This window comes from Bradyrhizobium sp. ORS 285, from assembly GCF_900176205.1.
Taxonomy (GTDB): domain Bacteria; phylum Pseudomonadota; class Alphaproteobacteria; order Rhizobiales; family Xanthobacteraceae; genus Bradyrhizobium.
This window is the reverse complement of record NZ_LT859959.1, coordinates 95,914-121,305: the sequence shown is the minus strand read 5'-3', so window position 1 is coordinate 121,305 and position 25,392 is coordinate 95,914. Positions and strand designations below refer to the sequence as shown.

27 protein-coding genes are annotated in these 25,392 nt (G+C 65.3%); 12 read left to right on the top strand and 15 right to left on the bottom strand.

Features of this window, described 5'->3' with window-relative positions:
- The first annotated feature begins 69 nt into the window (after nt 1-69).
- The 3 genes from BRAD285_RS00560 (at nt 70) to BRAD285_RS00550 (ending at nt 1,860) form a co-directional block, all read left to right on the top strand.
- Nucleotides 70-735, top strand: a complete 666-nt coding sequence (locus BRAD285_RS00560) for a hypothetical protein (RefSeq protein ID WP_139020671.1) — start codon at nt 70-72, stop codon at nt 733-735.
- A 213-nt stretch (nt 736-948) separates the two neighbouring features.
- A complete protein-coding gene (locus BRAD285_RS00555) occupies nt 949-1,566 on the top strand; it encodes a YidB family protein (RefSeq protein ID WP_006613681.1) in 618 nt (205 codons plus the stop codon).
- A 27-nt stretch (nt 1,567-1,593) separates the two neighbouring features.
- Complete coding sequence (locus BRAD285_RS00550; protein ID WP_006613680.1) at nt 1,594-1,860, top strand: GlsB/YeaQ/YmgE family stress response membrane protein; 267 nt, start codon at nt 1,594-1,596, stop codon at nt 1,858-1,860.
- Nucleotides 1,861-2,139: 279 nt separating this feature from the next.
- On the opposite strand, the gene BRAD285_RS00545 is transcribed toward BRAD285_RS00550, so the two are convergent.
- The gene (locus tag BRAD285_RS00545) at nt 2,140-2,922 is read right to left on the bottom strand and encodes an SDR family NAD(P)-dependent oxidoreductase (RefSeq protein ID WP_006613679.1); all 783 of its coding nucleotides are present in this window, start codon (nt 2,920-2,922) and stop codon (nt 2,140-2,142) included.
- A 249-nt stretch (nt 2,923-3,171) separates the two neighbouring features.
- Between BRAD285_RS00545 and BRAD285_RS00540 the strand changes: the two genes are divergently transcribed.
- The 3 genes from BRAD285_RS00540 to BRAD285_RS00530 all read left to right on the top strand — a co-directional run bounded on the left by BRAD285_RS00540 (nt 3,172) and on the right by BRAD285_RS00530 (nt 6,373).
- A complete protein-coding gene (locus BRAD285_RS00540; RefSeq protein ID WP_006613678.1) occupies nt 3,172-4,236 on the top strand; it encodes an acyl-CoA dehydrogenase family protein in 1,065 nt (354 codons plus the stop codon).
- A 19-nt stretch (nt 4,237-4,255) separates the two neighbouring features.
- Nucleotides 4,256-5,413 (top strand): acyl-CoA dehydrogenase family protein, encoded by a 1,158-nt coding sequence (locus BRAD285_RS00535; RefSeq protein ID WP_006613677.1) that lies wholly within the window; start codon nt 4,256-4,258, stop codon nt 5,411-5,413.
- A 153-nt stretch (nt 5,414-5,566) separates the two neighbouring features.
- A complete protein-coding gene (locus BRAD285_RS00530; RefSeq protein WP_006613676.1) occupies nt 5,567-6,373 on the top strand; it encodes an enoyl-CoA hydratase/isomerase family protein in 807 nt (268 codons plus the stop codon).
- A gap of 335 nt (nt 6,374-6,708) precedes the next feature.
- Here the strand turns inward: BRAD285_RS00530 and BRAD285_RS00520 are convergent, their stop codons facing one another.
- The 3 genes from BRAD285_RS00520 to BRAD285_RS00510 all read right to left on the bottom strand — a co-directional run bounded on the left by BRAD285_RS00520 (nt 6,709) and on the right by BRAD285_RS00510 (nt 9,727).
- Nucleotides 6,709-7,470, bottom strand: coding sequence for a VOC family protein (locus BRAD285_RS00520; RefSeq protein WP_006613675.1), 762 nt, complete (start codon nt 7,468-7,470; stop codon nt 6,709-6,711).
- A gap of 138 nt (nt 7,471-7,608) precedes the next feature.
- Nucleotides 7,609-8,403 carry an enoyl-CoA hydratase gene (locus BRAD285_RS00515; RefSeq protein WP_006613674.1) on the bottom strand — a complete coding sequence of 265 codons (795 nt, stop codon included), beginning with the start codon at nt 8,401-8,403 and terminating at the stop codon, nt 7,609-7,611.
- Between the two features lie 139 nt (nt 8,404-8,542).
- Nucleotides 8,543-9,727, bottom strand: coding sequence for an ABC transporter substrate-binding protein (locus tag BRAD285_RS00510; protein ID WP_006613673.1), 1,185 nt, complete (start codon nt 9,725-9,727; stop codon nt 8,543-8,545).
- 280 nt (nt 9,728-10,007) lie between these two features.
- Between BRAD285_RS00510 and BRAD285_RS00505 the strand changes: the two genes are divergently transcribed.
- From BRAD285_RS00505 to BRAD285_RS00495, 3 genes are read left to right on the top strand one after another with little or no spacing between them, the layout of a single operon-like run.
- On the top strand, nt 10,008-10,763 hold the full coding sequence (locus BRAD285_RS00505) for a thermonuclease family protein (protein WP_006613672.1): 756 nt from the start codon (nt 10,008-10,010) through the stop codon (nt 10,761-10,763).
- A gap of 49 nt (nt 10,764-10,812) precedes the next feature.
- The gene (locus tag BRAD285_RS00500) at nt 10,813-12,279 is read left to right on the top strand and encodes a M48 family metalloprotease (protein ID WP_006613671.1); all 1,467 of its coding nucleotides are present in this window, start codon (nt 10,813-10,815) and stop codon (nt 12,277-12,279) included.
- A gap of 50 nt (nt 12,280-12,329) precedes the next feature.
- Nucleotides 12,330-13,310 carry a hypothetical protein gene (locus tag BRAD285_RS00495; RefSeq protein WP_006613670.1) on the top strand — a complete coding sequence of 327 codons (981 nt, stop codon included), beginning with the start codon at nt 12,330-12,332 and terminating at the stop codon, nt 13,308-13,310.
- A gap of 30 nt (nt 13,311-13,340) precedes the next feature.
- Here BRAD285_RS00495 and BRAD285_RS00490 read toward each other — a convergent pair whose 3' ends face one another.
- From BRAD285_RS00490 to BRAD285_RS00465, 6 genes are all read right to left on the bottom strand, one after another.
- Nucleotides 13,341-13,862, bottom strand: a complete 522-nt coding sequence (locus BRAD285_RS00490; protein WP_035647742.1) for a hypothetical protein — start codon at nt 13,860-13,862, stop codon at nt 13,341-13,343.
- A gap of 81 nt (nt 13,863-13,943) precedes the next feature.
- The gene (locus tag BRAD285_RS00485; RefSeq protein WP_083846439.1) at nt 13,944-14,771 is read right to left on the bottom strand and encodes a CarD family transcriptional regulator; all 828 of its coding nucleotides are present in this window, start codon (nt 14,769-14,771) and stop codon (nt 13,944-13,946) included.
- Nucleotides 14,772-15,272: 501 nt separating this feature from the next.
- Nucleotides 15,273-15,611, bottom strand: a complete 339-nt coding sequence (gene fdxA, locus BRAD285_RS00480) for a ferredoxin FdxA (protein WP_006613667.1) — start codon at nt 15,609-15,611, stop codon at nt 15,273-15,275.
- A 114-nt stretch (nt 15,612-15,725) separates the two neighbouring features.
- Nucleotides 15,726-15,956 carry a S4 domain-containing protein gene (locus BRAD285_RS00475; protein WP_006613666.1) on the bottom strand — a complete coding sequence of 77 codons (231 nt, stop codon included), beginning with the start codon at nt 15,954-15,956 and terminating at the stop codon, nt 15,726-15,728.
- A 93-nt stretch (nt 15,957-16,049) separates the two neighbouring features.
- A complete protein-coding gene (locus BRAD285_RS00470; protein WP_006613665.1) occupies nt 16,050-19,532 on the bottom strand; it encodes a helicase-related protein in 3,483 nt (1,160 codons plus the stop codon).
- Nucleotides 19,533-20,093: 561 nt separating this feature from the next.
- Complete coding sequence (locus tag BRAD285_RS00465; protein WP_035647737.1) at nt 20,094-20,942, bottom strand: DUF3108 domain-containing protein; 849 nt, start codon at nt 20,940-20,942, stop codon at nt 20,094-20,096.
- A gap of 557 nt (nt 20,943-21,499) precedes the next feature.
- Here BRAD285_RS00465 and rpmB point away from each other — a divergent pair.
- Entirely contained in the window at nt 21,500-21,808 is a 309-nt protein-coding gene (gene rpmB / locus BRAD285_RS00460) for a 50S ribosomal protein L28 (RefSeq protein ID WP_006613663.1), read from the top strand.
- Between the two features lie 3 nt (nt 21,809-21,811).
- Here the strand turns inward: rpmB and BRAD285_RS35085 are convergent, their stop codons facing one another.
- Complete coding sequence (locus tag BRAD285_RS35085) at nt 21,812-22,057, bottom strand: hypothetical protein (protein WP_172889723.1); 246 nt, start codon at nt 22,055-22,057, stop codon at nt 21,812-21,814.
- A 69-nt stretch (nt 22,058-22,126) separates the two neighbouring features.
- Between BRAD285_RS35085 and BRAD285_RS00455 the strand changes: the two genes are divergently transcribed.
- On the top strand, nt 22,127-23,389 hold the full coding sequence (locus tag BRAD285_RS00455) for a DUF2235 domain-containing protein (protein WP_006613662.1): 1,263 nt from the start codon (nt 22,127-22,129) through the stop codon (nt 23,387-23,389).
- 54 nt (nt 23,390-23,443) lie between these two features.
- On the opposite strand, the gene BRAD285_RS00450 is transcribed toward BRAD285_RS00455, so the two are convergent.
- From BRAD285_RS00450 to BRAD285_RS00440, 3 genes are all read right to left on the bottom strand, one after another.
- A complete protein-coding gene (locus BRAD285_RS00450) occupies nt 23,444-23,629 on the bottom strand; it encodes a hypothetical protein (RefSeq protein ID WP_006613661.1) in 186 nt (61 codons plus the stop codon).
- Nucleotides 23,630-23,774: 145 nt separating this feature from the next.
- Nucleotides 23,775-24,017, bottom strand: a complete 243-nt coding sequence (locus BRAD285_RS00445; RefSeq protein WP_006613660.1) for a hypothetical protein — start codon at nt 24,015-24,017, stop codon at nt 23,775-23,777.
- 128 nt (nt 24,018-24,145) lie between these two features.
- Nucleotides 24,146-24,352: a cold-shock protein gene (locus tag BRAD285_RS00440; RefSeq protein ID WP_006613659.1), complete on the bottom strand. Its 207-nt coding sequence runs from the start codon at nt 24,350-24,352 to the stop codon at nt 24,146-24,148.
- A 470-nt stretch (nt 24,353-24,822) separates the two neighbouring features.
- Here BRAD285_RS00440 and rpsU point away from each other — a divergent pair, with 470 nt between their 5' ends.
- Nucleotides 24,823-25,140, top strand: coding sequence for a 30S ribosomal protein S21 (gene rpsU, locus BRAD285_RS00435; protein WP_006613658.1), 318 nt, complete (start codon nt 24,823-24,825; stop codon nt 25,138-25,140).
- A 48-nt stretch (nt 25,141-25,188) separates the two neighbouring features.
- Here the strand turns inward: rpsU and BRAD285_RS00430 are convergent, their stop codons facing one another.
- On the bottom strand, nt 25,189-25,386 hold the full coding sequence (locus tag BRAD285_RS00430; RefSeq protein ID WP_006613657.1) for a hypothetical protein: 198 nt from the start codon (nt 25,384-25,386) through the stop codon (nt 25,189-25,191).
- Nucleotides 25,387-25,392 lie beyond the last annotated feature (6 nt).

Genomic DNA, 25,392 nt, shown 5'->3' with positions numbered 1-25,392 from the left:
GGATTGCCGTTCGTGTACCGACCCCATCTGCCAGTATTGGTCTTTGCAGCAATCACCTGCCTGCCCGCCATGCAACCTCAACGCGCGCATGCCGAGTGGTGGAGCCGTTCTCCCTCCGATTTCGAGGAATGCGCCGACGCGGCCGAGAAATCCGCCACCAAGGAAGAGAAGACCGCGGCGCTGGCGCAGTGCAACGCCAAATTTGCCGGCAGGCGGAAGGTCGGCGGCGGCTACGTCTATTACGACTTCATGCAGGACCGCAGCTTCGACATCGCCGGGCCCAACCCGACGCCGGAAGAGCAGAAGTTCATCGACCAGCAATACACGCAATATCTCGAGCGGCAGCGTCACGCCAATATGAGCTCGGCGATGATGCCGCGGCCGCAGCCGCAGGGCCTGCAGTCACCGACGCTCAAGGAGATGACCGCCCGCGCTGCGATCGAGCCGCCGAAGCCGGCCATGCCGGCTCCGCCGCCGCTGCCGCGCCCGGCCAAGCCTCCCGGCGCAACAGCGCAGCCCGGCCAGACGCCGCCGCCCGGCGCCACCGCCGAGACGCGGGCACGCATCAAGGCGGCGCAATGCGCCAAGGACGGCGGCCGCCGCGATTCCTTCTCGTGCAACTTTCCCGTCCTGTCCGAGAAGCTCGACGAGCTGAAGCGGATGTTCACCGGCCCGAGCCAGACCGCCACGGCACCCACCGCGAAGTCGCCGAAGCGGGCGGACGCCAAGAACTAGGTCGCACTAAGTCGCACTAAGCCGCGCCGAGCCACGCGTTGGCCAAGCCTGCCGCGCCTGTTCATCCGACCGTCATCCCCATGATGTCAGAACATGCTGCGCCGAGTGGTGCAGCACGGCGGCACTCGCACGCGCGGCTTGCGACTGCCCGCCGCTTGTCACGCCCCAGGCAAGCCCATAGCTTGAGCCGCGTGGGGCGCAGGAGGCAGTCACATGGGTCTACTCGATATCCTCAACGGCATGCAGAACGGCCCGCACGGGCCGTCTCACCCGACCACTGAGAAAAACGGCGGCATGTCGCCGATGACGATGGCGATCCTCGCGCTGCTCGCGTGGAAAGCCGTGAAGCACTTCTCGCAGAACAGCCAGCAACCGAACGCAGCGCCAACGCCCGTTCCGCCGCCGCAGCCGGCGCCGCAGGGCGGCCCCCTCGGCGGTGCGTTGGGTGGCGCGCTTGGTGGAGGGCTTGGCGGAGGTCTTGGCGGCGGTCTTGGGAACATCCTCGCCGGCGGCCTCGGCGGGCTGCTCGCAGGCGGTGCCGCCGGCAGCGTGCTGTCCGGCGGACTCGGTGATCTGCTCCGCCAGTTCCAGGAGAAGGGCCATGGCGACACCGCGAACTCATGGGTCAGCCCCGGCGAGAACAAGCCGATCTCTCCCGGCGATCTCGCCAATGCGCTGGGCGCCGACCAGCTGGACCAGATGTCCGCACAGAGCGGCCTGTCGCGCGACGAGCTGCTCAACGGATTGAGCCAGTATCTGCCGAAGGTGATCGATCAGCTGACGCCGGACGGGCGACTGCCGACCGAGCACGAGCTGGCGGGCCGGATCTGAGCGCGACCTTCAGGCAAGGATGATCGCATGATCTATATTTTGATCGTTGGCTTCGTCGCCGGCCTGCTGGCGCGGCTGTTGTCGCCGGGTCCGAACAATCCGTCCGGATTCATCCTGACCACCGTGCTCGGCATCGTCGGGGCCTTCCTCGCCACCGCGGTCGGACAGGCGATCGGCCATTACGGGCCCAACCAGGGCGCGGGCTTCATCACCGCCACGATCGGCGCGGTGGTGGTGCTGTTCATCTGGAACCGGCTGGTCGCCAGCGGCACGATTCGCGACTTCAACAGGTAGCCGCGGCTACTCCCTCTGTTGCAAGCGAAACGACGCAATCCAGAGTCCTTGCTGGGCCCTGGATTGCTTCGCTCGCAATGCCGCGGATGGAGAGTGCGCGCGTGACTCACAGCATCGCCGGAGAGACGCTGTGAGAAGCATCTCGGAGACTGTTGCTTACCCCCGGCGGACAATTGGCTTCCACCGCCGTCACCCCGTCATTGCGAGCGCAGCAAAGCAATCCAGGGCCAATTGAAAGGTCCGGCTTGCTTCGCCGCTGGTCAGCGCGAGGCACCGTTCTCACCCCAACAAATGCATTCCCGCGTCCATGCGCACGACCTCGCCGGTCATCTGCCCTGATGCGGGGCTGGCGAGAAACGTGACGAGCTGTGCGATGTCCTCGGCCGATGAGGCCGTGCGCAGCGGCACCCGCGCCACCACGGCATCGCGCACCTGCTTGGCGCCGGCCTCGCCGCGGCCCTTGGTGAACCAGGGCGTATCGATATAGCCGGGGCATACCGTGTTGACGCGGATCGACGGCGCGAGCGCGCGCGACAGCGACAAGGTCATGGTGTTGAGAGCGCCCTTGCTGGCGGCATAGGCGATCGACGAGCCGACGCCGCTGATGCCGGCCACCGACGACACGTTGACCACGGCGGAGGCGCGCACGGCGTCCTTGGCGGCGGCTTCGAGCAGCGGCCGCGCGGCGCGGATCATCTGGAACGGGCCGATAGTGTTGACCGCGTAGATGCGCTGGAAGTCCTCGGCCGAGAGCCCGTCGAGCTGATCATGCGGCACGTGCTTGGTCGTGCCGGCATTGTTGACCAGCACATCGAGCCGGCCCCACGGCGCGGCGGCCGCGACGATTGTCTTGCAGTCCTCGTCACGCGACACGTCGCCCTGCACGACGATCACCTCGACGCCCTCCTTGCGGCACAGGTCAGCCGTCTGCTCGGCTTCGGTTTTGCTGTTGGCGTAGTTGACGACGATGCGCATGCCGGCCTTGGCCAGCAGCAGCGCGGTCGCAGCCCCGAGACCGGAGGCCGAACCCGTCACGATCGCGCAAAGACCCTTGGTCGGCATTCCCGTCTCTCCCTGTTCTCGCCTTTCGATCTTCTTAGCCAAGTTCGCGCAGCCTGCAAATCGGTCGCGCGGGCGCCCGCGCCAATCTCCGCAGCGTGGAAATCGGTGGCACCCCATGCGACGGATGAACATGGCGTTGCGACGCCGGCGCTTGTCATGACCAGCGCATGCGCTCATCATGCTGTGCAAACATCCGGCGCGCCACGCAGCTGCGGCGCGCGAGGCAGAGCGATCAGGACGAGGAACGCCGTGGCGGACGCTGAGAACATCGTGGTTGCGACCGCGGAGAAGATCTTCGCCGATCTCGCCGACCCGCAGACCATCAATCACGACAAGGACGGACGCTGGGCAGAGCCGCTGTGGACGGCGCTGAGCGAGGCCGGCCTGCCGCTGGCCTGGGTCGCCGAGGAGCTCGGCGGCGCCGGCACCGATCTCGCCGACGGCTTTGCCGTGATCAACTCCGCCGGCCGCTTCGCCTTGCCGGTCCCGCTCGCCGAGACGCTGCTGGCCGGCTGGCTGCTGCAGCAGGCCGGCATTGCCTCGCCCGCGGACGCCATGACGATCGCGCCGGCGCGTCCGAAGGATAGGATCACGCTCAACGCCGACGGCACATTATCCGGCCGCGTGCGCGGCGTGCCGTTCGCGACACGCGCAAAGCACATCGCCGTCGTCGCTGATGGCGGAGACGGCGTCTCGATCGCCCTGGTCGAAGCAGCCGGGTTGCGCATCGATGCGGGTCTGTCGCTCGCCAATGATCCCAGCGACTCAGTCACCTTCGACAAGGCCGTGCCGCTCGCGATCAAGCCCGCACCGGTCGGCTTCGATCAGGATCGCCTGATGCTGATGGGCGGCGTCGTGCGCGGCCTGCAGATCGCCGGCGCGCTGGATCAGTTGCTCGAGATCAGCGTCCGCTATGCCGGCGAGCGCGTCGCCTTCGAGAAGCCGATCGGCAAATTCCAGGCGGTGCAGCACAATCTCGCGCGGCTCGCCGGCGAGAGCGCGGCGGCGAGCGCAGCTGCGACCTCTGCGGCCGATGCGATCGCGCGCGCTGATGCGTTCGATGACGCCATCTTCCTCGAGGCTGCCTCCGCCAAGATCCGCTGCGCCGAAGCCGCCGAGAAGGGTGCGGCGATCGCGCACCAGGTGCATGGCGCGATCGGCTTCACCACCGAGCACATCCTGCATCGCTTCTCGTTGCGCGCACTGGCCTGGCGCGACGATTTCGGCTCCGAAAGCCAATGGGCCGTCGCGCTGGGCCAACGCGTCGCCGCCCGCGGCGCCGATGACTTATGGCCGCTGGTCGCCTCACGCTGAGACGGAAGAGGATTGCCGCATGACCGCACTTCGTTTCGATCCGATCCGCCTGCCGCCCGAATGCGAGGAGTTGCGCAAGGAGGTGCGCGCGTTCCTCGCCGAGGAGATTGCTGCCGGCACCTTCAATCCCTATCAGCCGCTGCGCGAAGATGCCGATGCGCGCGAGTTCTCCCGGCGCGTCGGCGAACGCGGCTGGATCGGCATGACCTGGCCGAAGAAATATGGCGGCCACGAGCGCACGTTCCTGGAGCGCTATGTGGTGACCGAGGAGATGCGCGTCGCCAACGCGCCCGTGCGGCGCTTCTTCGTCGCCGACCGCCAGAGCGGGCCGATCCTGCTGCGCTACGCCCCCGAACATATCAAGGCGGACATCCTGCCGCGCATCTGCCGCGGCGAGCTGTGCTTCGCGATCGGCATGAGCGAGCCGAACTCCGGCTCAGACCTGTTCGCCGCCAAGACGCGCGCGACCAAGACCGATGGCGGCTGGCTGATCAACGGCTCGAAGATCTGGACGACGTCGGCGCACATGGCCGACTACATGATCGCGATCTTCCGGACGTCGCCGTCGACCAAGGAGAACCGCCGCCACGGCCTGACGCAATTCCTGGTCAACATGAAGTCGCCGGGGATCAAGGTGAATCCGATTGGCCAGATCACCGGCCAGAAGGAGTTCAACGAGGTCGTCTTCACCGACGCCTTCGTGCCGGACGACCATCAGCTCGGCGAGATCGACGGCGCCTGGAAGCAGGCGACCTCCGAGCTCGCCTATGAGCGCTCCGGGCCGGAGCGCTTCCTGGAAACCTATTACGTGCTGACCGAGCTGGTGCGCGCCGTCGGCCCCGATCCCGACACGCGCAGCGCCGAGGGCATCGGCCGGCTGGTGGCGCAGCTGCATGCGATGCGGCGGATGTCGGTGTCGGTTGCCGGCATGCTGCACGCCGGCAAGGAGCCAGTGGTCGAGGCGTCGATCGTCAAGGATGTCGGCACGGTGTGGGAGCAGCAGCTGCCGCATCGCGTGCGTGACCTCGCCGCCTTCGTCGAGGAGGACGCCGGCAATCGCGAGACGCTGGAAAATCAGCTGACCTTCGCGATCCGCACCGCGCCGAAGCTGACGATCCAGGGCGGCACCACGGAGGTGCTGCGCGGCATCATCGCGCGCGGGCTTGGGTTGCGGTGAGGGCAAGTCGAATCTCCTCCTTATTAGCTGACGGCGTCGACAACCACACTCCGTCATTGCGAGCGAAGCGAAGCAATCCAGGGCTGAGCAAGGACTCTGGATTGCTTCGCTTCGCTCGCAATGACGCCCATACAAGCAGAACTGGAGCCCCACGTGACCACTTTCCCTGACATCGGCGTCGAGATTCATGGCCATGTCGGCCTGATCGAGATCCGCCGGCCGCCGCTCAACTTCTTCGACATTTCGCTGATCAACCAGATCGCGGATGCGCTCGAGGGCTTCGATCGCGACATCGAGATTCGCGCCTCGGTGCTGGCCGCACAGGGCAAGGCGTTCTGCGCCGGCGCCAATTTCACCGATCCCGCACGCCAGGCGCAGGACGCGGCCGAAGCCAAACGCGATCCGGCCGACAGCCTCGGGGCGATCAACCATCTCTACATGCAGGCAGTGCGCATCTTCCGCTGCAAGAAGCCTGTCGTCGCCGCCGTGCATGGCGCCGCCATCGGCGGCGGGCTCGGGCTTGCGGTATCCGCCGATTTCCGCGTCACCTGCCCCGAGGCGCGCTTCTCGGCCAACTTCACCAAGCTCGGCTTCCATCCCGGCTTCGGACTGACGGTGACCTTGCCGGAGCTCGTCGGCAAGAACAACGCCGAGCTGATGTTCTACACGAGCCGCCGCGTCACCGGCGAAGAGGCCTTGAAGATGGGCCTCGCCAATGAATGCGTGCCGCAGGACCAGGTGCGCACGGCCGCGATGAAGCTGGCTGCCGAAATCGCCGAATGCTCGCCCCTCGGTCTGCTCTCCACCCGCGCCACGATGCGCGCCAACCTCGCCGACCGCGTCATGGCCGCCACCGAGCACGAGCTGGCCGAGCAGACAAGGCTGCGCGCGACCGAGGATTTCAAGGAAGGCGTGAAGGCGACGGAGGAGCGGCGGTTTGCGAATTTCAAGGGGCGGTGAGGGGCCGGCTTGACGACGCGACTATTCTACTACGAACACTTCCCGTGCGGCGGCCCCTCACCCCAACCCTCTCCCCGTGAAGAACGGGGAGAGGGAGCGCAGCGTGCGCTGCGGTAAGGGCTCGTGTCGTCACGAAAATGGCGACTATCACTTGGTGAGTTGAGGCAATTACTCTCGGCGCGCGCTGCAACCTCTCCCCGCCCTTTGCGGGGAGAGGTCGGATTGCACCGCAATCCGGGTGAGGGGCATGGCACATATGAAGCCCAGATCGCAGTCTATCGGACGGGCACAACGAGTGCGAATCGATGGACGAGATCTGAGACCAACTCACAATCTCACCTGATCGCAGTAAACGTCACACCCGCGATCTCGAAGCCATCGCGCGACACAGCATAGCTGCGCGTCCGCGCAGCGTCGGGGACGCGCGCGACGTCCGTCACGCGAAAGGACAAGCCGCTCATGAATTCACGCTCGCCCCGCGTAACGCGAATGCGAGCGTTCGGCAGCGCCAGATCGCTAGTGCCATCGTTTCCCGTCTGGGGCCCCACATCAAGAATCCGTCCCCAATGCGCAGCGAGCGCTGATGGCTGCGGGCTCTGCAGCACGACCTCCGTGAGCGCCGTCGTCACTTCGCTGCGGATCGCTCGCGTCCAGTCCGGCCCTGCGGGCGGATACGGCCCGAGCACGTCATCGCTGCCGTCGGTGTGGTTGAGCTCGATGAACGCGGCGCGGCAGTCGCGCGGATGCAATTGCACGCCGTGATAGGGCGGGTGATCGATCACATTGGCGGTGCGCACGCCCATGGCATTGGCACGGGCGGCGCGGCCGTCGGGATCGTCGCAGGAGAAGATCGCCATGTAGCCGCCGCGCCCGCCGGACTTGTCGAGGAAGCGGCCCGCGGCGGTGCCCTCGCGGATCGGCGCGACGACCTCGAGCAGGATCGGCCCGACCGGCAGCAGCGCATTCTCCAATCCGTATTTGCCGACATGCGGATCGCGGTAGCAGACCTCGAGCCCCATGATCGCGGCGATGTCGGACACCACCGGCTCGAGGCTGCGGGCGACAAGGCAGATCTGGCGCAGGTGGAGATAGGGCATGGCCGGACTCATTAGGTTGATCTACGACACAGCTCCGCAGCACCAGCCGCCGTCATTGCGAGCGTAGCGAAGCAATCCAGGGCCGAGCAAGGACTCTGGATTGCTTCGCTACGCTCGCAATGACGGAGAAGCGCGCCACTACCGCCCGTGAAACACCGGCGCACGCTTCTCGACGAACGCCCGCGCCGCTTCCTTGTGATCCTCGGTCTCGCTGCAGCGCGAGTGGTGCATCGCCTCGGCGTCGAAACAGGCCTCCAGGCTCATCGTCTCGGCGTTGTTGATGTTGCGCTTGATGTAGCCGAGCGTGACGCTCGGGCCCTGCGCCAGCGAGAGCGCGAGCTCGCGCGTAGCGGCGTCGACCTCGGCATCAGGCACGACCTTCGTCACCATGCCCAGCGCCAGCGCCTCCCGCGCGGTCAGGATCGGCGAGGTCAGATACAGCTCGCGCGCTTTGGCGCTGCCGAGCAGCTGCGTCAGGAAATATGTGCCGCCGAAATCACCCGACAGCCCGACCTTGGCAAAGGCCGTCGTGATCTTGGCGGATTCGCCGGCGACGCGGAGGTCGCAGGCGAGCGCGATCGACAGGCCCGCGCCAGCGGCCGCGCCGTCGATCTGCGCCACGACGGGCTTCTGCATTTGATGCAGCACGCGCGACACCTCCATGCGCTCGCGCAACATCGTCACCTTGGTCTCGAATGACGGCGCGGTCTTTGCCTCTGCCATCGCCTTGACGTCGCCGCCGACGCAGAACGTGCCGCCGGCGCCCTTCAGCAGCACGGCACGCACCTCCGCATCATTGGCCGCGCGCTGCGCGGCCTCGACCAGTCCCTTCGTCAAGTCACTATTGAGCGCGTTGCGCCGCTCCGGGCGGTTCATCGTGATGGTGAGCAGACCGGAATCGAGGTGTTGCAGGACGGTGCTATTGGTGGTCATGGCGGAGGTCTCCGATTTGGCCGTCATTGCGAGGAGCGAAGCGACGAAGCAATCCAGAGTCCCCGTGTCGCCCTGGATTGCTTCCGCCGTCGCCCTTCGGGCTAAGGCGGACACGTCGCTTCGCTCGCAATGACCACGATTATTTCTTCACCAGTGGACAGCGCGACAGCTCCAGCGACTGGAACGCCTCGTTGCCGGGCACGGTGGCGAGCAGCTTGTAGTCGTCGGACTTCGCTTTCGATTCCGACGGCTTCTTGACCTCGAACAGATACATGTCGTGCACCATGCGGCCGTCCGCGCGGATGCGGCCGCCCTTCGCGAACATGTCGTTGATGTCAGTCGACCGCATCAGCTTCATGACGGCGTCCGGATCGGTGGTGCCGGCGGCCTTCACCGCCTTGAGATAGTGCGTCACCGAGGAGTACACGCCGGCCTGCGCCGAGGTCGGCACGCGCTTGGTGCGCTCCATGAAGCGCTTGGTGAAGGCGCGGGTGTCGTCGTTGAGATCCCAGTAGAACGCTTCGGCGACCAATAGCCCCTGCGCGGTCTCCAGTCCGACGCTGTCGATGTCGGAGACGAAGGCGAGCAGCGGCGACAGCTTCTGGCCGCCCTTGGCGATGCCGAACTCGGCCGCCTGCTTGATCGCGTTGATGGTGTCGCCGCCGGCATTGGCGAGCCCGATCACCTTGGCCTTGGACGCCTGGGCCTGCAGCAGGAAGGACGAGAAGTCGGAGGTGTTGAGCGGGTGGCGCACACTGCCGAGCACCTTGCCGCCGGACTTCACGACGACCGCGCTGGTGTCTTTCTCGAGATCCTGGCCGAATGCGTAATCGGCGGTGAGGAAGAACCAGCTGTCGAGCCCCGACTTCACCGCCGCGAGCCCGGTGACGTTGGCCTGCGCGAAGGTGTCGAACACGTAGTGCACGGTGTAGGGACCGCAGGCCTCGTTGGAGAGACGCACCGAGCCCGGACCGTTGAAGATGATGATCTTGTTGCGCGCCTTGGCGATCTCGCCGGCGGCCAGCGCAGTGGCGGAGGCTGCGACGTCCCAGATCATCTCGACGCCCTGGTTGTCGAGCATGTCGCGTGCGATGGTGGCGGCGAGATCGGCCTTGTTGAGATGATCGGCGGCGATCACCTCGATCTTGCGCCCGAGCACCTCCCCGCCGAAATCCTCGACCGCCATCTTCGCCGCGGCCTCGCTGCCGGGCCCGGTGATGTCGGCATAGAGGCTCGACATGTCGAGGATGCCGCCGATCTTCAACGGCGGCTTACTCTGCGCCTGCGCTACGCTGGCGCACAGCGTCAGCGCCGACGCCAGCATGACCAGTGACGTCGCCGCGCCGCGAATGGATCCGCTCATCAATATCCTCCCTGCCGGGCACGTCGCTACATGGCAACGGCCTCGTTGATAGTTGGCATCATGACGCACGCCCAGGCATGCGGCAAGCGCCTAACAAAGCAGACGGATGCCGCTGTTTTCCGCTCAGTGGAACGCAAATTTCGTGCGATGATGCAGCATGGCGCGTGCACGCATGATCGACTGCAGACGAGGGCTCGCCAGCGGAATGCTGAGTGCGACGATCGCGGCGACGTCGACCACAATGATCGTCGCGGCGTCGACCATAATGGTCGTCGCGGCGTCGCCGAGCCATGCCGCCCCCTGCATGTTGGCGGAGCTTGGCGACGGGCATGTCAGCGACATCGTCGATGCACGCAGCGTGCGCCTCAGCGACGGCCGGGAGATCCGGCTCGCCGGCATCGAGGTCCCGCCGCCGGAGCAGCGCGCGGCGGCGATTGACGCGCTCGGCGCGCTATTGCGCGACCGGGACATCGTGCTGCGCGGCGACGATGACGCACCCGACCGGTACGGCCGTCAACGCGCGTTCGCCTTCATCGCCGGCGACGACCAGCCGGCTCAAAACGAGCTGCTGCGGCAGGGCGCCGCCCTGCGCGGGATCGACGTTCAGGACCGGGACTGCGCCCTCAGCCTCGGAACGGCGGAGGCCGAGGCGCGCACGGCGCAGCGCGGGCTCTGGAAGATTGCGACCGTCATAAAAAACGCGGAAAGTCCAGACGATATTTTGGCTCGCGTAGGGCTATTTACGGTTGTCGAAGGGAAGGTGTTGTCCGTACGACAGACGGGGACAACAACTTATCTGAACTTCGCTCGTAGCTGGACACGGGGCTTCGCGGTGATTATTCCAAAGCGTATGGTGGCGGTATTGGAAGGTGCCGGCATCGAGACAAAATCACTTGCGAATCGGCGGGTTCAGGTGCGCGGTTGGGTCGAAGCGCATCAGGGCCCGAGACTGGAACTGAGCCAGATCACCCAGATCGAGATTTTGAGCGGCAACTGATCCGCGAAGGTACGTGAGTAGCGACGTGAACTTGTCTGTTCGAGCGCGCATGACGATGGTGGGCTGCTGTTCGCGGATCGCACCAGCTTTGCTGTGCGTCGGACTGGCGCTGGGCGGCTGCAGCGACATGGGCAAGCTGCAGCAGGCCACCGCGCCGATGCCGACGCCGCGACCCAAGCCCGCGATGGTGCAGACCACGCCGGCCAGCGATCGCGAGCACGAGCGCATTCTTGCAACCTATGGCGGCGCCTATGAGGATCCCCAGCTTGAAGGGCTGATCAGCAAGATCGTCGATCGGCTCGTCGCTGCGTCAGATCGGCCGGACCAGGGCTACAAGGTCACGATCCTGAACTCCGGTGCGGTCAACGCCTTCGCGCTGCCGACGGGCCAGCTCTATGTGACGCGCGGCCTGATCGCGCTCGCCAACGACACCTCGGAATTGTCGTCGGTGCTGAGCCACGAGATGGCGCATGTGCTGGCGCGGCACGCCGCGATTCGCGAGGATCAGGCCCGCCAGGCGGCCGTCGTGACCCGCGTCGTTTCCGACATGGGCAACGATCCGGACCTCACGGCGCTGGCTCTGGCCAAGACCAAGCTGACGATGGCGAGCTTCTCGCGCACCCAGGAGTTCGAGGCGGACGGCATCGGCGTAGGGATTTCCGCCAAGGCCAAGTTCGACCCCTATGGCGCGGCGCGGTTCCTGTCCTCGATGGAGCGCAATGCCGAGCTGAAGGCCGGCAAGGTCGCCATCGACCCGCGCGCACAGGACTTCCTGTCGTCGCATCCGGCGACGCCGGAGCGGGTGCAGAACGCGGCGGCGATCGCCAAGCAATACGTCTCCTCTGATGCCAAGGAGCATGATCGCGAGACCTATCTGGCGGCGGTCGACAACATCGTCTACGGCGAGGACCCGAGCGAGGGCTTCGTGCGCGGCCGGCGCTTCCTGCATCCGAAGCTCGGATTCACCTTCCAGGCGCCGGAGAACTTCACGCTCGACAACACCGCGCAGGCCGTGATCGGCGTGCGCGAGGGCGGCGCCCAGGCGATGCGCTTCGACGTGGTGCGCGTGCCGGCCCAGCAGACGCTCGGCGACTATCTCAATTCCGGCTGGATGGAGAATGTCGACAAGTCGGCGACCGAGGAGCTCACGATCAACGGCTTCCCGGCGGCCTCCACGACGGCCAGCGGCGATCCCTGGCAGTTCAAGGTCTATGCCCTGCGGGTCGGCAACGACGTCTACCGCTTCATCTTCGCCTCGCGGCAGAAGACCACCGAGAGCGAGCGCAACGCGCGGGAGGCGGTCAACTCGTTCCGCCGCCTCAGCCTGGAAGAGATCCAGTCGGCCCGGCCGCTGCGCATCAAGGTCATCACGGTGCAGCCCGGGGACACCGTCGAATCCCTGGCCCACCGCATGTCCGGCGTCGACCGCCCGATCGAGCGCTTCCGCGTCCTCAACGGCCTCGACGCCCGCGCCCAAGTCAAGGTCCGCGACCGCGTGAAGATCGTGGTGGAGTGACAGGAAGCTGAGGGTTCGGGAGCCGGCGCCTGGAGAGTGCAATATCGGCCATGACCTCTCCCTCCCCGACGCCTCACCTGTTCCTGTTATCTTTGTTCGATCGTGAGCAATGGTGCCCGGTGTTGCAGGCCCGTTTCGCGGTCACCGATCGTCTTCGGCTTTGCGACCTGCTCGGCGCAACCGAAGAGGCCGAGCTGGATCAGAAGATCTTCTATCTCAACGATGCCGAAGCGCTGAAGCTCTGCGAGGCGTTCGGGATCAGCCTCGACTGGGCTGCCCTCGACTTCCCCGATCGCGAGTTCATCGTCGATCGCATCCCATCGATCCAGCAGGCCCCCTATCTGATCCACACCGGCTACGAGCTGCCGCTGCTGCTCGACGGCCGCAAGAAACTGGCGCGGTTCATCGAGCCCTATCCGCCCATGAGCTTTGAAGGCGAGGAGCGGTTCGACCACTGGGTCGCGGCCGGCCTGCTGCACAAGGAGGTCGAGCTCGAGCCGTCCGGCAATGAGCGGACGCAGGCGGGTGGCCGTCAGGGCACGAGGCACGTCTACTTCACCGCCAAAGGTGAGGAGTGGCGCATTCCCGCGATGAAGATGGTCTGGAGGGCCGGCGGCTGGAACGAGCACTTCGAACGGCTGGAGGGCATGCTGTTCTGGCAGAACGACTGGTGGATCGAGCGAGGACTGCGTGGCGGCGGCTTCGGTGGCATGCCGCACTGCTGTGCCGTCACGAATGAGGGGCTGGCCTGGATCAAGCAGGCCGGGTACCGGGCGCTGCCTCCGATCGCGGAGCCGGAGCTCGTGCTCGACGATTATGGTCCTCAGCGGTCGATCGACGAGCAGATGTCCCGGCTTGAACGAGCCGATGCGGCGGCACTGGCGGTGTTCAGCGTCGATTGGCGCGCCTTCGCGCTCTGGGGCACGGAGGTCGGGCCACGTCGCCTCCTTGCGTCGCGCATTCCCGAGCTGAACCAGCTGCTGCTCCGTCCGATCACGATCCAGTTGGTGCAGGCCAATCCTGAGGGGTGATCCCGGGAGCCGTCTTCTGGTCTGGTCGTATCACGACCGCGTCGTGATGCGTGAAAGCTGCGATCCGGAGTCCTCGGCGCTGCTCCGCGCCATCAAACCTCGCACCATCCTGGTGAGCAGATCAACCGCAAGCAGGAGATGGGAGAGCAGAACGAGCAGCACTGACGCGAGCTCGAACTCGCCGAGCCCCGAGACATGGTCTTCGTAGGTCCCGGCCTGGGTGAAGCATTCATAGGGCGGCCGGCCAGCGGTGGCGAGCAACGACATCGCAGCCACCAATTCGACAAGTCCGAGCCCCAGGTTCAGCATGACGCTGGCAGTGCCGCGGACGAGCAGCACTGGAACGGCAGCGACGAGCAGCACGAGCAAGAGCGCGCCGACGGACGTCGGCTCGCCGAAGAGCATGCCTTGGCCCGCACAAGGTTCGTTGTAGGCCTTCGCCGCTATCGGCTGCGCATGATGGTAAATCGAGAGCGCCCCGCCATAGGCGAGAAGGCTGGCGAACCGACAGAAGGTGCGGAGCCGCTTGGTGGAGCGCATGGCAGCCGGCATGACCTCACGGCCTCGCAAAAAAGCCCGACCTTGCGGCCGGGCTTTCGTAAGTAACTAATTCGAAAACGCGCTAACGAGTGATCAGGCGGCTTCATCCGCCACGGCGGTGTCGTCGCCGTCGATGTCGTCACCCTCGGCGTCGGCATCGCCCTCAGCCACCGCGTCGGCCTCGGTCTTGGCACCGCGACGCGGGCTCTTGGCGAGCTGCGTCTCGATCTCCTTGACGGCCTCGGTCTCGGTCGAGTGCTGCACGACCGCGATCTCGCGCGACAGCCGGTCCAGCGCGGCTTCATACAGCTGACGTTCGCTGTAGGACTGCTCCGGCTGCGACTCCGAACGATACAGATCGCGCACGACCTCCGCGATCGCGACGATGTCGCCCGAATTGATCTTCGCTTCGTACTCCTGGGCGCGACGCGACCACATCGTGCGCTTGACGCGGGCGCGGCCCTTCAGGGTCTCCAGCGCCTTCTTGACCAGCGCCGGCTCGGACAGCTTGCGCATGCCGACATTGGCGACCTTGGCGGTCGGCACGCGCAGCGTCATCTTGTCCTTGATGAAGTTGATGACGAACAGTTCGAGCTTGGCGCCCGCGATCTCCTGCTCCTCGATGGCCAGGATCTGGCCGACGCCGTGAGCGGGGTAGACGACGAATTCGTTGGTCTTGAAGCCCTGGCGCTGGGTCGGCAATTTCTTCTCCTCGACGCGCGGCGCGGCCGCAGCGGGGGCAGCCGGCTTGGCGGCAACGGGGGGCTTGGCGGCAGCAGGGGCAGCAGCAGGAACGGCCGTCTTGGTGGCCTTGGGCGCAGCGGCAGCCTTGGCCGGAGCGGCCTTGGCGACAGAGTCCTTTTCAAGAGTGGTTTTCGCGGCGGATGCTTTCGCGGCAGTCTTGGCAGTCTTTTCAGGCATTGCGCTTCTTTTGTTCTTGGTGGACTTGGCAGCCGAGGCCTTTGCGGCAGCCCGAATCTCCTTTACAGGAGCCCGGGCACGGCCCTTGGAAACGCTGCGGCTGGCCGCGGCGGCTTTTTTTGTACTCTTGGAAGCACTCTTTTTACGCGTTTTCTGTGACACAGCCTGCGCGCGGAACTGCCACGCCCCTGTTTGATGTTGCGGGAACCTAAAAGGGCGGCCAAAAAAGGTTACGCATGGCCGGGTTCGGCTCTGAGAATGTGCCATATATAGCACATTTCCCGCAAAAATCAATGATTTAGAGGCCTCAGGGGCGGTATTGTGACGGATCCGCGAAGTTAGGGTTAAGTGAAGCGTGCCAGAATCGAACACTTGTGCAGCGCTTGTCACCGCACCGCAACATGCGTCCTAGCCCATTGTTTCCGCGTAGCGATTCCGATCGGCCGGTGATTCCGCATCAAGCCGCCGGCGCTGCTTCAGCGCCGGTCACATGGTAATCCCTCAGTCGCCGGCGCCGGCCTTGGACGAAAAATATTTCTCGAACTTTCCAGCCTCGCCGTCGTGCTCCTTGGCGTCCGCCGGCGGATCCTTCTTCTGGGTAATGTTCGGCCATGACTTGGCGTATTCGGCGTTGACGCCGAGCCACTTCTCCAGCCCCGGCTCGGTGTCCGGCTTGATCGCGTCGGCCGGGCATTCGGGTTCGCACACGCCGCAATCGATGCATTCGTCCGGATGAATGACCAGCATGTTGTCGCCCTCGTAGAAGCAGTCTACCGGGCAGACCTCAACGCAATCGGTGTATTTGCATTTGATGCAGTTTTCGGTGACGACGTAAGTCATCCAGGGCTCCGGAACGGATCAATAAATCGGCAGGCCTGCACTAGCGCAGGACGTGGTGTGCCGCAAGGGAAGCGCGGCGAAGAACTGAATCGCAAATGGCTTTGGCACAGCCGCTCACGAACGCCCGCCGGCCTCGACGTCATCATATAGCCCGCGGACCGAGGTCGCGTCACCGCGGCGCTCGGCGAAGCCGGTCACCCTGAGCACGCGGACATTGCGATCGAGCGCGATCGTCAGCACGTCGCCGATCTTCACGCCATGGCCGGGCGAGGTCTCGCGAACGCCGTTGATGCGGACATGGCCCGCGGACACCAGCGCTGCGGCGCTGGTGCGGGCTTTCACCACCCGCGCATGCCACAGCCACTTGTCGAGGCGCTGGCGCTCTGAAGGAACGTCGGACGTCGGCGTTGTCCCCTGGCTCGGCGCTGCGCGCGCGGATCAGTCCTTGCGGTTGTTGGCCGCGAGCTGTTCCTTGAGCGCGGCCAGCTTGGCGAACGGCGAATTCGGATCGGCCGGCCGGTCGCGATCGCGACCACCGCCGCCGCTCGAGGCGTAGGGGCGCAGCGCCGGGCCGCTGTCGCGCTTGTCGCGACCGCCCTTGCCGAAGTCGCGGCCGCCGCGTCCCTCGCGGTCGCCGCCGAACTTGCCGCCCTTGTTGCGGTCGCGGTTCTGGTCGCGTCCTTTGGCATCGTTGTCGCGGCGCGGCCCGCGATCCTCGCGCGCCGGGGAGGCCCCGGCGGCAGCCTCGCCGCCTGCCTGTGGCGAGCCCTTGCGGAAGTCCTTGCCGAACTCCTTGACCCGGTCGCGACGGCCATGACCGCGATGATGGCGATCTCCCCGCGCCTCGCCTTCGGCCGGTGCGGCACCCGCCGCAGCCTGCTCGCCGCTAGCGGCGGCCTGGCCGCGATCGTGCTGCGGACGGTGATGGCGGTTGCGCTGATGATGCTCGTGGCGCGGACGACGCTCTTCCGAGCGTCCGCCGGGACGCCAGACCTCGACCAGCACGGGCTCGGCAGCCGGCGTGGCCTCAGCCGAGGCGGCAGGCTCCACAACGTCAGCCGGCGTTGCTTCGGGCTGCGGTGCCTCCGGCGCGACGGCTTCGGGGAGCGCGTCGGCCGGGGTCTCGGCCACAGCTTCGGCCTCGACGGCAGCAGCCTGGACTGCAGGCGTCTCCTCGGACGGAGGAGCGGTGACGAAATCGACCGTGGGGAGTGACGACATCGCCGAGACCGGCGCCGGCTCGACGGAAGGCTCCGCAGCGACCTCCGGGGCCATCACCTGCTCGGTGACCGGCGCCACAGCGGCTTCGGCCACGGTCGGCGTCTGCTCGCTCGCGCTGGCGTCGACGGCCTCCGTCGGCGCGGCTTCGGTCGGCGCGGCTTCCGATGTGACGGCCTCCGCCGGCTTCTCCACCGGTTTGGAGGGCAGCGGCGGCCGCTTCTCCATGCGGTAGCCGAGCGCGCGCAGGATGGAGGCGAAATCCTCGCCGGCCGAGCCGGTGAGCGAGGTCATCGCCTGGGTCACGACGAAGCCACGACCATCGAACGCTCCGGCGGGCTTTTCGCCCTGCGTATTCTCGCGCCACGCCAGAGCGGGGCGAATCAGGTCGGCGAGCCGCTCCAGGATGTCGACGCGCACGGCACGCTCACCCGCCTGCTTATAACCGAGCACGCGGTAGGCGTCGCGCGGCAGCGCCTTGTCCGCCGGGAACGAGGTGCGCCCGGAGCTTGCCAGATGCTGCGCGCCGGTCAGCGCGGACATGTCGACATTGCCCTGCTTCTCGGCCCACAGCAGCGCAGCGAGCGCGCGCGCGGCCGGCTTGAGCAGCGCCGGGACGTAGATGTGATAGGCGCCGAACCGCACGCCATATTTGCGCAGGGTGGCACGCGACGGCTGGTCGAGATCCTTCATCTCGCCCGCGATCTTGGCGCGCTCGATCACGCCGAGCGCCTCCACCAGCTGGAAGGCGATGCCACGCGCGATACCGGTGATGTCCTCGGCCTTGGACAGTTCGAACAGCGGGCCGAGCAGCTTCTCGATATGGGTCTTGAGCCACAGATCGAGCCGGGCCTGCACCTTGTCGCGGGCCGCACCTGTCAGCCGCTCATCGGCAATGATGCGCAGTCGCGGATGCAGGGCGTCATCGGCCGCCACCAGCTTGGCGACGGCGTCGCCGGTCCAGCGCATGGTGCCGTCGGCAGTGAGCACGATGTGCTCATCCGGCGCATTGGACAGCTTCTCGGCACGCGCCTCGATCTCGCCGGCCAGCGCCTTCTGGGCAGCAGCCTGCAAGGCCTTGGCCTCGGAGCCGGCTTCGGCGGCGTCGGGGGCGAAGGTGAATCCATCCAGGCGGCCGATCGCGTGCCCTTCAACGATCACTTCGCCGGTCTTGCCGATTTCCGTATTCAAAACACTGTTCTCCCGCAGGCGCCGCATCAATACACTGGTACGACGGTCAACGAAACGCTCTGTGAGCCGTTCATGAAGGGCGTCTGACAATTTATTTTCGAGTTCGCGGGTAATTCCCTGCCAATAGTCGGGATCACGCAGCCAATCTGGCCGATTGGCGACAAAGGTCCAGGTGCGAATTTGTGCAATCCGCCCTGACAGCGTGTCGATGTCCCCATCTATGCGGTCCGCCTGGTCGACCTGGGCCGCATACCAGGCGTCGGGAATACGCCCCTTCTGCATCAGGAAGCCGAACACCGTGGTGACCAGCTCCGCATGCGCGGCCGGCGACAGCCGGCGATAATCGGGAATCTGGCAGGTTTCCCATAGACGCTCGACAGCGGCGGCGCCATGCGCCATGTCGCGCACCTCGGCGTCGCGCGCGGCGTGATCGAGCACGCGCAGATCCTCGGCGATCGGCGCTCGCGTCAGCGCCTCATGGCCGGGTGCCAGCGCCAGCGACACCTGCAGCGCGCCGAGCGAGGCGAAATCGAGCTTCGAATTGCGCCATTGCAGCACCTTCACGGTATCGAAGGTGTGGTTCTGGAGCGCGTTCACCAGCTCAGGCTCGAACGGGGCGCAACGCCCAGTAGTACCGAAGGTCCCGTTACGCGTTGCGCGCCCGGCACGGCCTGCGATCTGGGCAAACTCCGACGGCGTCAGGCGGCGGAACTGATAGCCGTCATACTTCCGGTCGGAGGCAAAGGCGACGTGATCGACGTCGAGATTGAGGCCCATGCCGACGGCGTCGGTGGCGACGAGATAGTCGACGTCGCCGTTCTGGAACATCGCCACCTGAGCATTCCGCGTGCGCGGCGACAGCGAGCCGAGCACGACAGCCGCGCCGCCATGCTGACGGCGGATCAATTCGGCGATCGCATAGACCTCGTCGGCGGAGAAGGCGACGATCGCGGTCCGCCGCGGCTGCCGCGTGATCTTGCGGTCACCGGCGAATTCCAGCTGCGACAATCTCGGCCGCGTTACCATCGAAGCGCCCGGCAACAGCCGCTCGATGATCGGACGCATCGTCGCAGCGCCCAGCAGCAGCGTCTCGTCGCGGCCGCGGCGATTGAGGATGCGATCGGTGAAGACGTGGCCGCGCTCGAGATCGGAGGCGATCTGGATTTCGTCGACGGCGAGAAAGGACACGTCGAGATCACGCGGCATCGCCTCGACGGTCGAGACCCAATAGCGCGGATTTTTCGGCTTGATCTTTTCCTCGCCGGTGATCAGCGCGACAGCTTCGCTGCCGACCCGATCGGCGATCTTGTTGTAGACCTCCCGCGCGAGCAGCCGCAGCGGCAGCCCGATGATGCCGGAGGAGTGCGCAAGCATGCGCTCGATCGCAAGATGAGTCTTGCCGGTGTTGGTCGGACCGAGCACGGCAGTGACGCCGCTTCCGGGAGCACGGTCGGGTGCACGGTCGGACATGCGCTCGAAAGGCGAGGCAGCCGAAGAGGACGAAAAAGCCATTCGTTAAATTTGGGTCTCGAAGCCGGCGTTGCAGGCGCGCGGGTCAGGCGCGATGGATGCTGGATTTGTCGTCGTTACTGAGAGGCTGCGCTCCTCACCCTGTCTCACATTGTGACGCATATAGGCACGCAGCTTAAGCTTCGGAACGCCTTGAGAACGAATCACGAAGGAATCGCTGACTCCCACGTCTTTCCGGCTTCGTTCACCGCAACATCTCGCGCTCTGCGATCTCATCAGCACTAGATCAAGTTTTCAGAGGCTCGACAAGCAACGCTTTTGCGAGGGAACCGGAGCGCGTTTGCGCCGCACCTGAGTCGAATCAGATCGAGGCAAGAGTCAAACGGATTCACCGATGTGACGAAGCGGCATCCTGAAGCGCACTCTCGAACCGCTGTCACTGCAACCGCGTCACGTGCCATCGGAGGTGTTGCGACGATTCAAGCAACATCATCAAGCCGATGCCGCGCGGTCACGCCATCACGCCCGAATCCGGATTCAGCCTCGGAGGCGCTTTCCGGAGCGACGCACATGGAACATGCGGAAAAATGATGGTCCGCTGCACTACTGCGTCTTGGCGACGTGCGGTGTCGCCTGGGTCATGAAGGTCGTCGCCTCCAGCATCGCGGTGCCGAACGACGTCGGGATGACCACCCTGAACGGCACCAGCACGCGCGTGCCTGCGAGCGGCACGAAGAAGACTTCCATGTTGCGCGCCTGGGCAAGATATTTGATCACCGGCCGGTCCGGGATGTAGCCCGCGACCGGCGTGAAGTAGATCGCGCACACCAGCGCAGGGCCGCGATAGCCCTTCTCCGCCTTGACGTTCTCCATGCGCTTGTAGTCGAGCTTGAGCTCGTAGCGCATCCGGCCGTCGAAGATCGGCGCAGCGCCCCGACAGGACTCCGGCGACAGCAGTTCGCCATTGCCGGGCACGCGCACCAGCGAAGCCGTCATCGGATCGAGCACGCCGCGCTTGTGCGCGTCCGTCACCGGAATGCGGTCGGCATCGACCGGCGGGGTCGGTTCGATGGCGAAATCCTTCACCGTGCCGTTCTGCAGATTGATGCGGATCTGCTCGGATTTCTTTCCCGTGGTGGTCGAGGCCTGATAGCTCTGAGCGACCAGCGCGCCGTTGACGACGCGGCCCTGCACTGAGCCCGTGCCGGAGCCTTGCGAGAAACTCTTCAGCAGTCCCGCGGTACCGCCTTGCACGGAGGCGCCGTATTGATCGTCGCCGATCTCGATGGCCCAGGTGCCCTTGCCCACGGGAATACCGGCCAGCGACGCCTCATATTGCGCGTCCAGCCGGGCCTGCGCCTGCGCGCTCTGCGCCAGCAGCAACAGACAAAGGGCGGAACCGGCCGCGATCAGGCGACGCGAGAGGAATGAGGGAGCCGAGATGATGGTCACGTGAGGGATGATCCTGCCGATCCGCCTGCCTGAGCGTCGGACTGATCCGACGCGCCGTCCTTGCTACTTAAGCCAAAAACGCCTTCGAACAACGCGAACCGTCCGACAATGGCGGTTTGTCCAGCGCTTTGCGCCCGAACAACCCTTGGGACGTTCGTCCTCTGACTTGCCGGAACCGCGCACTTTTTTCCGGCACCGCGCCAGGAGCCCGCCATTCTGGCGCTGGGAGGGTTCGCGGGTGCCCTATCCATCACGCCCGAATGCGCCCTTTATATGGTCTAAACTGCACGCTATACTATTGATTATACGTCCGCTTTTCTGATCGACCGGCATTGCGGCCCGACGCCGCAGGCCTGCTCGCTGCGGCATGCGTCCAGACGCAGGTACTGGCAAGCCCCGACGCCCGCCAATTGCCGTGGCCTTCAAAACCTTGACGAAAAGCCGCGTCCCCCCTATAGGACCGCATCTCCCAGAGACGAGCTGGACGAGTTTTGGACCCCCGCGGCCCGCCGATACGAGCGGACGAAGGGTGCGGGGATGAGAGAGGATTTATTGCCATGTCGCGGCGCTGTGAACTGACGGCCAAGGGCCCCCAGGTTGGCCACAAGGTCAGCCACTCGAACATCAAGACCAAGCGGCGCTTCCTGCCGAACCTGTGCAACGTCACCTTCATCTCGGACGTGCTCGGCCGCAACGTGCGCCTGCGCGTCTCGACCAACGCGATCAAGAGCGTCGACCACAATGGCGGCCTCGATGCCTACCTGCTGAAGGCCAACGCCGCGGCGCTGTCGCCGCGCGCCCTCGAGCTGAAGCGCGCGATCGAGAAGAAGGCCGCCGAGGCCGCTCCGGTCGCCAAGGCGAGCTGAGCTTCAAGGATTGATCGCCGGCCGCGCGAGCGGGCCTGAGCGAGTCGAATTGCCGGAACGGCTGGATCGCAAGATCCGGCCGTTTTCATTTGCGGGATGACGGCACCAAACCGCGCCTGCGCAGAAGCCGCGAGACGAACGGGCCAGCGCGTTCGTGCCGTCGCGTTCGCACAATGGCCATCGATGATCGATGATCGCGATGTCATCCGCCTGGTGACCAACGCGCCCCAGACGAAGTGTCATGGCCATCGACCTCCCCAACCGCGGCCAGATGCTCTACACTCGCTGCGGTAGCATTATCGCGGACATTCCTTTGTCATGAAGAATATTGTCATCTGCTGCGACGGCACCGGCAACGAGATCAGCGAGAACATTTCCAACGTCCTCAAGCTCTATCGCTGCCTGCGCAAGACCGACAAGACGACGCCGCACCAGGCCGTGTTCTACGATCCCGGCGTCGGCACCCTGACGCAGCCCGACAGCTGGCATCGCTTCAAGACCAATTTCAACATGGTGCTCGGTCTCGCGACCGGCTACGGCCTCGATGACAACGTCATCAAGGCCTACTGCTTCCTTGCGACGCATTACGAGGACGGCGACCGCATCTTCCTGTTCGGCTTCTCGCGCGGCGCCTACACGGTGCGCGTGCTGGCCGGGCTGATTCACAAGGTCGGACTGATCTCGCCCGATCAGCTCAATCTCGCCGGCTCCGGCGTGATCGCCTACAAGAAGTACTCGTCCGACAATCCGCAGGCCGGGCGTGGCATCACCAAGGAGCTCGAGAGCACCGAGGAAGAAGGGCCGATTCCGGAGAGCCGCGACGACCAGGCCGCACAGTTCGCCCGCATCACCTCGACGCGCTGGCCGACCATCCACTTCGTTGGCGTGTGGGATACGGTGGCCAGCGTGATCGTGCCGCGCACCGATCGGCTGTTCGCGCTGCCGAGCCTCGAGGAGCTGGCGTTCACGATCAGTAATCCCAGCGTGAAGATCTTTCGCCAGGCCGCAGCCATGGACGAGCGGCGCTGCATGTTCCGGCTGAAGCCGTGGGAGATGCCGCAGACCTTCACGCCGAATCGTTTCAACAAGGCCAAGGCGGGACCGCAGGACGCCAAGCAGGTGTGGTTCGCGGGCGTGCATTGCGACGTCGGCGGCGGCTATCCGGAGGCGCAATCAGCAGCCTCGAAATATCCGCTGCTCTGGATGATCGACGAAGCGGTCGAGGCCGGGCTTGCGGTCAATCCGCGCACCGTCAATCAGCTCGCCTGGGGCGTTCAGCGCAAGAACAGCCCGTTCTCCTATGTGGAGCCGAGCATCCGCGGCCCGCTGCACAATTCGATGACGCCAGCCTGGCGGCTGCTCGAATATCTGCCGAAGCGGGCGAAGTACAAGGAGTGGCCCCAGCGCAAGGCGCATTTCGGCTTCTACATTCCCGATTGCGAGCCGCGCTTCATTCCCGACGGCGCATTCATCCATGAGAGCGTGCTGATGCGCATCGCGGAGTCGACAGACTACCGGCCGGTGAACCTTCCGGCGACGTATGAGCGCGTGCCGCTGCCGGTCAAGCGAAAGACGGACTAGAGCTGCGCGCGCGGCGCCCGCCTTCGATGGCACAGCGCCTGCGGCCGTGACGCGTCAGATCATCTTGAGATGAATCACGCCGTCCGTGACTTCGCCGCGCGCGAACAGCTCGCGGGCGCGCTGCTCGAACGTCGTCCGATTTCGTTGCAGATAGGCCAGTGCCTGATTGCGGGTGCAGAAGCTGGTCTCGAGCTGACAGACCTGTCGCGTCGAGCCGATTGCGAGCGCAAAGGCGATCATCTGGCCTCCCTCGGCATCGTCCCTCGAAATGCGAACGTCTCTCGCAGCGGATTTGGGCACGTCAGCCTCCTCGGCAGGAAGGTGGAACCTGTACGCGGAACGCTGGCTTCACAAGTAAAACGAACATCGCCGCTCGCGGTTCGAACTATCGAGCGGCCTTCTTGCGCCGCTTGGGGGTCGCGGTTGACGCGGCATCAACGCCCGTCGCGGCGTCCTGCGCCTCTTTGGCCAGCCTGAGCGCGCGCAGCCGCTCCATGTTGTTGCGGACCGCGGTGGCGCGCCGATCCCACTCGGCCATCGCCTTGGCCCCGTCCTCGGCGGCGAGCTGCCGGCGCTCCGCCCGCGCAATGCTTTCAGCCGAGGGCTGCAGTGCTCGCTTCGTTGTCATCGACTGATCCCTTCTCAAGAGTTGCTAGTCGAGACGAAACGCGAACAGCCCGCTCAATCCTGGAGATCGAGCGGGCATACCGGCCATTTCAGTACATCCGTGAAATGGCTAGAGATCGATCAAGTCGATCAGATCAGCGAGAGATTTTCCGCGCTGGTCTTACCGCGCATCTTGTCGGTCTTCACGTCGTAATTGAGCTTCTGGCCTTCGGCCAGACCGGACAGACCAGCACGCTCGACGGCGCTGATATGAACGAACACGTCGTTCCCGCCGTCCTGCGGTTGAATGAAACCAAAGCCCTTCTGGCCGTTGAACCACTTCACGGTACCCTGCATGTCTATCTCCAAGCATATTCATCGCGCGAACACCGCACGATATCATCATTCAACTGAGCGATGACTTTGGAAATAGCCCGCGGGCACATTCAGAAAGGCACAGCGGCTAATCGAACAATCTCAAGGTAGACCCTTTCCTGGGGATTACAAGGGCGCGGGGCAAATATAGTTTGCGGCCGGTGACACTGCACCCCAACGCGCTGGCAATATCGAGGCTTCGCGCCTATCTTGCTGAGCACCATCGGTAACGGCCCGGCCATCGATGGCTGAGAGACGATCGTGCTCCCGCCTTCATACGAAGCGGATCACCATGTCTCAGCGCAGCTCTCATTTCGTTTCTCATTACATCGCGTTCAGCTCATTATTCTGATTCTGAAGCAGACAATGCCGAACGTGGCGTGATCGCTGGCGCCGCGCCGATCGACTCCACACGACAGACACTCATCGCAAGATGAAGAAGGAGGATGCTTTTGCAGGTACTCGTACGTGACAATGACGTCGACAAGGCTTTGCGCATTCTCAAGCGCAAGATGCAGCGCGAGGGCGTGTTCCGCGAGATGAAGCGCCGTCGCTCCTACGAAAAACCATCGGAGCGCAAGACGCGCGAGAAATCCGACGCGATCCGACGCCAGCGCAAGGTCGCGCGCAAGGCGGCGATCCGCGAAGGACTGCTTCCGGCGCCGGTGAAGAAAGCGCCCACGGCCAGGCCGGGCGCACTTCCGTCGACGAATTCAGCGCGCAGCGAGCGGCCGCAAAGTCAGCTCACCTCCGTGCCGTCACGGAGCTGAGCACGAGGGCCATTACCCGGTCGATAGTGGAGTAAACGAAGCCGGCGCTCACGCCGGCTTCTGTTTGTTGTCAAAATGTTTTCTGCCGGCGAAAGCCGCCTCGCGCGCCAGGCGCTCGGCCTTTAGGCGCTCGCGGTTCTGATCGAACGCGCTCTGCGCCTTCTCATAATCACTGGTTGGGGCCGGAGCCGGCTTGAACGCCTTCTGGGCTTCGAGCACCGCGGCCGTGGGCCTACGCTCTGACATCGGGGA

Bases quoted from the DNA above. Each gene is read 5' to 3' on its own strand.
- BRAD285_RS00560 (WP_139020671.1), top strand. From the start codon at position 70: ATGCAACCTCAACGCGCGCATGCCGAGTGGTGGAGCCGTTCTCCCTCC.
- BRAD285_RS00555 (WP_006613681.1), top strand. From the start codon at position 949: ATGGGTCTACTCGATATCCTCAACGGCATGCAGAACGGCCCGCACGGG.
- BRAD285_RS00550 (WP_006613680.1), top strand. From the start codon at position 1,594: ATGATCTATATTTTGATCGTTGGCTTCGTCGCCGGCCTGCTGGCGCGG.
- BRAD285_RS00545 (WP_006613679.1), bottom strand. From the start codon at position 2,922: ATGCCGACCAAGGGTCTTTGCGCGATCGTGACGGGTTCGGCCTCCGGT.
- BRAD285_RS00535 (WP_006613677.1), top strand. From the start codon at position 4,256: ATGACCGCACTTCGTTTCGATCCGATCCGCCTGCCGCCCGAATGCGAG.
- BRAD285_RS00520 (WP_006613675.1), bottom strand. From the start codon at position 7,470: ATGCCCTATCTCCACCTGCGCCAGATCTGCCTTGTCGCCCGCAGCCTC.
- BRAD285_RS00515 (WP_006613674.1), bottom strand. From the start codon at position 8,403: ATGACCACCAATAGCACCGTCCTGCAACACCTCGATTCCGGTCTGCTC.
- BRAD285_RS00510 (WP_006613673.1), bottom strand. From the start codon at position 9,727: ATGCTGGCGTCGGCGCTGACGCTGTGCGCCAGCGTAGCGCAGGCGCAG.
- BRAD285_RS00505 (WP_006613672.1), top strand. From the start codon at position 10,008: ATGATCGTCGCGGCGTCGACCATAATGGTCGTCGCGGCGTCGCCGAGC.
- BRAD285_RS00500 (WP_006613671.1), top strand. From the start codon at position 10,813: ATGACGATGGTGGGCTGCTGTTCGCGGATCGCACCAGCTTTGCTGTGC.
- BRAD285_RS00495 (WP_006613670.1), top strand. From the start codon at position 12,330: ATGACCTCTCCCTCCCCGACGCCTCACCTGTTCCTGTTATCTTTGTTC.
- BRAD285_RS00490 (WP_035647742.1), bottom strand. From the start codon at position 13,862: ATGCCGGCTGCCATGCGCTCCACCAAGCGGCTCCGCACCTTCTGTCGG.
- BRAD285_RS00485 (WP_083846439.1), bottom strand. From the start codon at position 14,771: ATGCCTGAAAAGACTGCCAAGACTGCCGCGAAAGCATCCGCCGCGAAA.
- fdxA (WP_006613667.1), bottom strand. From the start codon at position 15,611: ATGACTTACGTCGTCACCGAAAACTGCATCAAATGCAAATACACCGAT.
- BRAD285_RS00470 (WP_006613665.1), bottom strand. From the start codon at position 19,532: ATGGCTTTTTCGTCCTCTTCGGCTGCCTCGCCTTTCGAGCGCATGTCC.
- rpmB (WP_006613663.1), top strand. From the start codon at position 21,500: ATGTCGCGGCGCTGTGAACTGACGGCCAAGGGCCCCCAGGTTGGCCAC.
- BRAD285_RS35085 (WP_172889723.1), bottom strand. From the start codon at position 22,057: ATGGCCATGACACTTCGTCTGGGGCGCGTTGGTCACCAGGCGGATGAC.
- BRAD285_RS00455 (WP_006613662.1), top strand. From the start codon at position 22,127: ATGAAGAATATTGTCATCTGCTGCGACGGCACCGGCAACGAGATCAGC.
- BRAD285_RS00450 (WP_006613661.1), bottom strand. From the start codon at position 23,629: ATGATCGCCTTTGCGCTCGCAATCGGCTCGACGCGACAGGTCTGTCAG.
- BRAD285_RS00445 (WP_006613660.1), bottom strand. From the start codon at position 24,017: ATGACAACGAAGCGAGCACTGCAGCCCTCGGCTGAAAGCATTGCGCGG.
- BRAD285_RS00440 (WP_006613659.1), bottom strand. From the start codon at position 24,352: ATGCAGGGTACCGTGAAGTGGTTCAACGGCCAGAAGGGCTTTGGTTTC.
- BRAD285_RS00430 (WP_006613657.1), bottom strand. From the start codon at position 25,386: ATGTCAGAGCGTAGGCCCACGGCCGCGGTGCTCGAAGCCCAGAAGGCG.